The following is a 7,902-nucleotide window of genomic DNA, read 5'->3' on the forward strand; positions in this document are numbered from 1 at the left end:
GCGAAGTCTTGTTCGGCTATCGGCAGTCCGTCGATGGGGAGGACTCCCCATAGCTCCGCAGAGTGACTACTCCGGCACCGCCAGTTGCACCTTGCGCACGGTGCCCCGCACCACCAGGAATCCCCGCCCGGGCGGGAACTCCGCCCGCGCGGGGTTGCCGAACGGGGCCTGGAACAGCGACGTGCCGTCCAGCGCCTCGGGCATCAGCGCGACGCCCTTCCGGTCGGCCCGCAGCGCCTGCATCGGCGCCTGGAAGCCGGTCAGCTGGCCGGTCTCGCCGTCCCCGACGACGCCGTGGCCGCCGGTCCGCAGCGCGGTGACCAGGGCCGCGATGGTCGTCTCGGCGCTGGTCGCGTTGAGGTCGGCCAGCCGCTCGAGGACGACGAAGTGGAACGGCGCCGCGGCGTCCTCCACCTGGGCGAGCACGTCCTTGGCCACCGCCGCGATGCCCTCGACGTCGGTCGCGCAGGCCGCCCACGGCAGCGCCGAGACCAGCGGCGAGCGCGGGTTGCCCAGGTACACCAGCCGCGCGCGCGGCTGCCAGCGGTGCACCGCCAGCGCCAGCGTGGCCAGCGCCGTCGTCCGCCCGCTGCCGCCCGGCCCGGACAGGATCGTCGCCCCGCGCGGGTCGAAGGCGATCGGCTGCAGGTCCTCGTCGCCGATGCCGACCACCGGCAGGTCGCCCACCGCCACCGGCAGCGTCGACAGCGCCACCCGCGAGGGCAGCCGGCCGATCTCCGGCGCCTCGGCCACCCCGGCCTGGCGCAGCGCCGCGGCGAACCGCGACACCGCGCTCGCCTGGTCGGCCACCGACCGGCTCCCGCCGAGGACGGCGATCTGCACTTCCTCGCCGTCGAGCATGCCGCGGCCGGGGGGCGAGGACGCGCCGAGCACGTCGGTGGGCAGGCCCATCACCGCGTAGTCGTTGTCGTCGGCCAGCCGCAGCACCAGCCGGCGCTGGATCGCCGAGCCCAGGCCCGACGACAGCGTCGCCGGCCGGTCGGCCGAGACGACCACGTGCACGCCCAGCTGGCGGCCCTCCGCGGCGACCGCGGTGAACATCTCCCAGACCTTGGAGCGGTTGGTGAACTCGTACTCCTGCCGGAACGCGGCCAGCCCGTCGACCAGCAGCACGATCCGCGGCTCGTCGGGCCGGTCGGCCAGCCGGCGGTAGTCGCCCAGCGAGCCGGCCCGGACGGCGGCCCAGCGCGGCGCCCGGTCGTCGACCACCGCGGTCAGGTGCCGCAGCAGCCGCACCACCCGCTCACCGTCGTCCCCGGTGACCACCGCGCCCACGTGCGGCAGCTCCTCGAGCATCGACAGCGCCCCGCCGGCGAAGTCCAGCGCGTACACCTGGCTGGCCCCGCCGCGCACCGTGAGCCCGGCCGACACCGCCACCGTGCGCAGCAGCGCCGACTTGCCGGTGCCACCGGTGCCGAACACGACCATGTTGCCGTCGCGGTCGGGCTCGAAGGCGACCGGCGGCTGCACCTGCCGCTCGGGCACGTCGCCGACGCCGAGCACCACCCGGCTGTCCACCCGCATCTCCGCCCGCGGCAGCCGCGCCAGGTCGTAGACGTCGGCCAGCGCCGGCAGCCACGGCCGCCGCGGCGCCGGGATGTCCAGCCGCCGCGTGGCCTCGGTGATGCTGGCGACCATCCGCGCCATGTCCGACGGGCCCTCCTCGGGCACCTCCTCGCCCTGCGGCCGCTCCCAGCGCCGGGCCGGGCCGAACGCCAGGTCGTCGACGGCCACCTCCGGCGGCGGCGCCTCCTCGGGGGTGTGCCCGCCGCTGAACCCGGACTGGAACACCGTGAGCCGTCCGGGGCCGGTCTTGGCCGCCGCGCGGCCGGGCAGCTCGGGGTCGAAGCCGGCGGCCAGCGGCGTGCCCAGCACGTCGGTGGAGTCGGCCTCGTCGGCCATCCGCAGCGCCACGCGCAGGTTGGTGTTGGCCCGCAGGTTGTCCTTGATGACGCCGGCCGGGCGCTGGGTGGCCAGGATCAGGTGCAGCCCCAGCGACCGCCCGCGCTGGGCCACGTTGACCACGCCGTCGACGAACTCGGGCACCTCGTTGACCAGGGCGGCGAACTCGTCGACGACGATCACCAGGCTCGGCGGGCAGCCGGGGACGCCGGCCTTCTCCATCGCCGCGAGGTCCTTGAACCCGTGCCGGTTGAGCAGCTCCTCGCGGTGCCGCAGCTCGGCGTTCAGGCTGGTCAGCGCCCGGCGCACCAGGTGCGGGCTGAGGTCGGTGACCATGCCGACCGAGTGCGGCAGCGACACGCAGTCCTTGAACGCCGAGCCACCCTTGTAGTCGACGAACAGGAACGTCACCCGCGCCGGCGAGTACGCCGCCGCCATCGCCAGCACCCAGGTCTGCAGGAACTCGCTCTTGCCCGAGCCGGTGGTGCCGCCGACCAGCGCGTGCGGCCCCTGGGTGCGCAGGTCCAGGTGCAGGGCGCTGGTGGCGCTCTGGCCGACCAGCGCCCGCAGGCTCAGCTGCTTGCGCCGCGGGACGACGGGGTCGCCCGGCCGCACCGGCAGCGAGTCGGTCTCGGTCCACCGCTCGACGACGGCGCCGGCGTCGCGGCCCAGCGCCGGCCCCACCAGGGCCAGCGTGGTCACCGTGATCGGCAGGTCGCTCTCGTCCTCCACCAGCGCGCCGACGTCGACCACCGGCGCCAGCCGGCGGGCCACCATCGTGGCCTGCTCGACCGGCAGCGACTCGACCTCCAGCGGCGTGACCAGCTCACCGGCGCCCACCAGCCCGGCCGCGGCCGGGCCCTGCGGCGGCACGTCGACGAACACCCGGCACGACGCCGGCAGCGCCTCCACCGCCGGCGACAGCCACAGCACGTGCACCCCGGCCGCTCCGCCGCGCTCGGCGAGCTGCACCAGCCGGGCACGGGTGACCGGGGCGTCGTTCTCCACGACCAGCACCACGCGCGGCGTCGGGCCGCCGTCCTCCGACCGGCCGGCGCTGCGCTTCTCCACCAGGTCGTCGAGCGCGCCGACCAGCTCGGCGCAGCCCGATGGGCTGGTCTCCAGGTGCCCGCCGGGCAGCGGGCTGTACGGCGAGTTCGTGTGCGGCAGCCACTTGAGCCACTCCCACCGGCGGGCCGAGCCCGGCGAGGCGACGCCGACGACCACCAGGTCGGCCGGCGAGTGCAGGGCCACCAGCTGCAGCAGCAGGCCGCGGGCCACGCCGGCCGCGCGGTCGCCCGCGCCGCCGACGCCGATCGCGCCGACCTCCCGGAGGTCGCCCACCACCGGCACGCCGTCCACCACGGCCGCCCGCGTCACCAGGTCGGCGTGCTCCTGCAGCAGGTCGGCCTCCACGCCGCGCTGGCGGTTCTCCGCCACGCTGCTGCGCGAGGCCTGCCGGCCCAGCCCGAGCCGCACCTGCAGGAACTCCGGCATCTCCCGCCGGCGGCTCCACATCAGGGTGGTCTGGCGCAGCGCGGCGGCCGCGACCTCGGCGACCGACGGGTTCTCCGCCCGCCGCACCTCGGCCTCCTGCAGGTGCGCGGCGTCGATCTCCTCGGCCAGCTCGGCGAGGGCCTCCCGGTGCTTCGCGCGCGCCTTCCGGTGCGCCCGCTTGTTGCCGATCCGCCCCTCGAGGTAGGTGCCGACGCCGAGGATCGGGCTCATCGCCAGGAATAGCAGCGAGTACACCGAGCGGGTCACCGCGTAGATGACCCCGCCCATCACCAGCGGCGCGATCAGCGACAGCCACGGCAGCCGGCTCAGCGTGGGCGGGGTGGGCGCGTCGGGGGCGACGTGCTCCAGGCCCTCGTAGCGGGGCGCCAGCCGCGGGGACCGGTTGAAGTCGAGGCTCGGGGTGGCCGGCTGGCCCTCGCCGGCGGCCCGGTGCAGGACGACGGCGATCGCCGTCTCGCCCAGCACGGCGACGTCGTCGCGGCCGAGGGGCGCCCGCTCGACCTGCCCGCCGCCGACCAGGATCCCGTTGGCGCTGCGCAGGTCGACGATCTCCACGGTGTCGCCGACGTTGAGCCGCGCGTGCTCCTTGCTCACCAGCGGATCGCTCAGCCGGACGTCGCTGGAGCGGGCCCGCCCGATCGTCGAGCTGCCCTGCGGCAGCGGGAACTCCCGGCCGGCGTCGGGGCCCGACAGCACCCGCAGCGTGGCCACCGGCGCGCCGCGGCCGACGTCCCGAAACTCGGAGATCGGCGCCAGGCTCACCCGGCTGCCCGAGCGCAGCGCCACCTCGGCGACGGTGGCGTCGGGCGGGGGCAGCGCGGTCCGGCCGTCCTCGGCGTGCAGCCGCAGGCCCACCCGGCCGGCCACCGGGCCGCCGGCGCCGCGCGGGTCCCGCTCGGCGAGGGCCTCGGCCACCGACATCAGCGGCGCGGTCGGCTCCACGGTGACGACGACGTCGGAGGCCTCGCCTCCCGGTCGCAGCAGCGTCAGCTTCAGCTTCACCGGCGGTTCCCCCTCCGCAGCGAGCGCAGGCTCAGCCGCGCGCGCCAGCGCGCCCGGAACCCGCGGGTGGACAGGTCGGCCAGCTCGGCGTCGACCAGCGACCAGAAGGCCCCGGCCTGGTCCTCGGTCACCGTGCCGCCGGAGAACACCGCGTCGTCGGCCTGCGCGGCCAGCTGCGCGGTGCCGGGCCGGCCGAGCGCCCCGGCCACCTCGCGGCGGGTGCCGGCGACCGGCAGCCGCGCCCCGTGGTCGACGTGCGCGTCGAGCACCTCCGACCATCCGGCGGCGACCCGCTGGTCGGTGCTGCCGGTGCGCCGGCGGCGCCGGCGGCGGCGCAGCTTGAGCGCGACCACCACCAGGCACGGGAGGGCGAGCAGCAGCAGCGGTCCGCCGACCCACGCGGCCACGGTCAGCAGGACGGCCAGCCAGCCGGGCAGGTCGTCGCCGTCCTGGTCGGCGTCGCCGTCGTCGTCGCCGGTGGCCGGCAGCGGCGGCGGGGGCTGCTCGACCGGCGGCGGGGGCTGCTGGGTCTCGGGCTTGGGCTGCGGCGAGGGCTGCGGCGCCTGCTCCGGCGGCACGCGGTCCTCGTCGGGGGTGACGTCGAAGGCCACCCAGCCGGCGTCGGCGAAGGCCACCTCGATCCACGCCGTGACGTCGTCCCCGCGCACCGGCACCGCTCCCCCGCCCCCGGACGGCACGGTGAAGCCCATGACCACCCGGGCCGGGAGGTTCAGCGTGCGGGCCATCAGCGCGGCGGCCGCGGCGTACTGCTCCTGGTCACCGATCCACACCGGGGAACCCAGCAGCTCGGTGAGCCGGCCGGCGCCGTGCCCGGCGCGGGAGGACACCTCGGTCTCCAGGCCGTGGCTGAAGTAGCCGGTCTCCTGCAGCGTCTCGGCGATCTGGGTGGCCTGGTCGTAGGCGCCCTGGGTCTCCGCCCCGACGTCGCCGGCGACGTCGACCACCGCCTGCGGCACGTCCACCGGCTGCGGCTGCACCAGCGGCTCCGCGCCGCGCTGCTCGAGCGTGGCGGCGTCGGGCTGGGCGACGACGTCGGCCCGGTAGGTGTACCCGTCGCCCGGCTGCAGCCCGGCCGGCACCACCGCGGTGCCGGTGGCGGCGTTGTAGCGCAGGCCCTCGCCCAGCTCGGCGGCCCGCGGGCCGCTGAAGGCCACCGCGCGCAGGTCGCCGGTGGTCGGCAGCCAGACGCCGGCGAGCTCCTGCACCGAGACGGTGACCACCGCGTCGGCCGCGTCGTCGCCGGCGTCGACCGGCAGCCGGCGGAAGGTGCCCGACGAGCCGCCGTCGCCGGAGGTGCCGGCGGCGACGTTCCAGACCGTGCCGTCGTAGGCGTCCATCGTGGCCAGCCGCACCTTGGCGTCCTCGGGCAGCCCGGTGACGGTGAACAGCACGTCCTCGCGCTGGTCCTTGACGTACTTGCGGAAGCCGTTGAGCGGGCTGGGGTAGGCGCGCACGTCGAACGGCGGCTCGACCAGGTCGCGCAGCACCAGCCGGTCGGCGCCGACCGAGGTGGCGGCCGGGCCGGCCACGGTGCCGACCGTCGCCGCGACGGCCAGCAGCGCCAGGCCGGCCACGGCCCGGGGGATGCCGGGCAGGCTCCGGGACGGCGAGGTGACGGCGGCCCACACGACCGCGAGGACGGCGAACAGCCCGCCCTCCAGCAGCAGGCTCGCCGGTTCCGTGGTGCCCATGAGCACGCTCATCGCCAGCGCCGCGCCGGCCGGCAGCAGCGCCCAGGCCGGGCGAGCGGTGCGCAGCGCGAGCACCACGCCGAGCACGCCGGCGAGCAGGCCGGTCAGGTACGGCACCAGCAGCAGGTCGCCGTAGGCGCCGGTCGGCACCGGGGTGGTGAGCAGGTCGCGCCAGCAGCGCACGACGCCGGGCGCCAGCGCCCGCAGCGTGTCGAGCGTGGGGAGGGCGCCGCCGACCGTCGTCTCCGGCAGCGCGGCCGGGCCGGCCGCCAGCGTGCCGAGGACGACCAGCAGCGCCGCGGTCGTCACGGCGGAGAAGCGGCGCAGCGCGCTCAGCCAGCCGGCGGCCGCGCCGAGCAGCAGGCCGGCCGCGCCGGCGACCAGACCGCGCGGAGTGCCGAACACGGCGGTGAAGCCCACGAGCATCGGCACGCACAGCGCCAGGACGCCCACCACCCTGACGCCATTCGCGCGCGAATGGCGGGTTCCGGGTCCGGTCATGCCGCCGCCACCCGGCGGACCAGGCGGGGCAGGTCGTCCAGCGCCCCCAGGGTGAGCATCCGCAGCCGGCCGATCGTGCGGTGCCCGGCCTCGGCGCCGCCGCGCACCTGCACGGCGAGCACCCGCACGTCCGGCGGGAACCGGTCGGCGGCCCGGCGGACGACGTCCAGCGGCGTCGCGTCGCCGGTCACCAGCGCCACGGTGCTCACCGAGCGGGCGTGCCGGACCAGCCCGTCGGTCACCGCGGCGAAGTCGCGGCCCTCGCGGCGCAGCTCCACCTCGGACAGCGCGTCGAGCAGGCGCGTCGTCGTCCCGGTGGGCAGTGCGGCGGCCGCGGTGAGGGTGAGGTCCTGCTCCATGCGCAGCGCCTGCAGGCCCAGCGATCCGCACACGGAGACGGCGAGCTCGAAGTCGGCCTCGTCGGTGTAGCCGGCCGCGAGGTCGTCGAGGGCGATCGCCAGGTGGTTGCGCCGGGTGTCCTCGAACTGGCGCACCATGATCGTGCCGGTGCGGGCGGTGCTCTTCCAGTGCACGTACCGGCGGTCGTCGCCCGGCACGTACTCGCGCAGCGCGTGGAACGAGATGTCGCTGGTCGAGATGACGCTGGTCGGCTGCCCCTCGAGGTCGCGCAGGAACCCGCTGGCCGCCGCGTCGAGACGGACGGTGCGCGGATGCACGAACACCGCGTGCGGCTCGGTCCACGACAGGGTGCGGCCGACCAGGCCGAACGGGTCGCCGCGCACCGTGCGGGCCGGACCCAGCACGACCACGCCGCGGCGGGCGGTCGGGACGTCGAGCAGCTCGTCGTGCTCCGCGCCCCCGGCCAGCCGCGGCAGCGGGAACCCGACGACCGATCCGCCGACCGGCACCTCCATGCGCGCGGGCAGCACCGCGCGGGTGCCGGAGTTGGCGACGGCCAGCCGGGCGGCGGCGGGCTCGCCCACGACCACCCGGTCGGCGGGCACCTCCAGCCGCACCCGGTAGGTGTTGCGGCCCAGCACGAACAGCAGCGCGCCGGCCAGCGCGACCACGGCGGTGACCGCCAGCGACACCAGCTCCGACCAGCCCAGCGCCAGGCCCGCCGCGGCGGCGAGGACGGCGACGGCCAGCACGACCCAGCCGGCCCCGCGCAGCCACCCGGACCGGAGGGCGGGGCGGGGGGGGGGGGGGGGGGGGGGGGGGGGGGGGGGGGGGGGGGGGGGGGCGGGGGGGGGGGGGGGGGCGGGCGGGGCGGGGGCCGGGGGGG

Annotated in this window: 3 protein-coding genes; all 3 read right to left on the reverse strand. The window is 77.2% G+C overall.

The genetic code is table 11. The features are described from left to right. Positions 1 to 66: 66 nt before the first annotated feature. Genes ACI79R_RS08815 through ACI79R_RS08825 form a run of 3 tightly spaced genes read right to left on the reverse strand, consistent with a single transcriptional unit; the run spans position 67 to position 7,768 of the window. Positions 67 to 4,443 carry an FtsK/SpoIIIE domain-containing protein gene (locus ACI79R_RS08815; RefSeq protein WP_456573222.1) on the reverse strand — a complete coding sequence of 1,459 codons (4,377 nt, stop codon included), beginning with the start codon at positions 4,441 to 4,443 and terminating at the stop codon, positions 67 to 69. After that, complete coding sequence (locus ACI79R_RS08820; protein WP_456573223.1) at positions 4,440 to 6,608, reverse strand: transglutaminase-like domain-containing protein; 2,169 nt, start codon at positions 6,606 to 6,608, stop codon at positions 4,440 to 4,442. Before ACI79R_RS08820 ends, ACI79R_RS08815 begins: the two co-directional genes overlap by 4 nt. A 44-nt stretch (positions 6,609 to 6,652) precedes the next feature. Further along, on the reverse strand, positions 6,653 to 7,768 hold the full coding sequence (locus ACI79R_RS08825) for a DUF58 domain-containing protein (RefSeq protein WP_456573224.1): 1,116 nt from the start codon (positions 7,766 to 7,768) through the stop codon (positions 6,653 to 6,655). Positions 7,769 to 7,902: the final 134 nt, after the last annotated feature.

The organism is Blastococcus sp. SYSU D00820, from assembly GCF_054050695.1.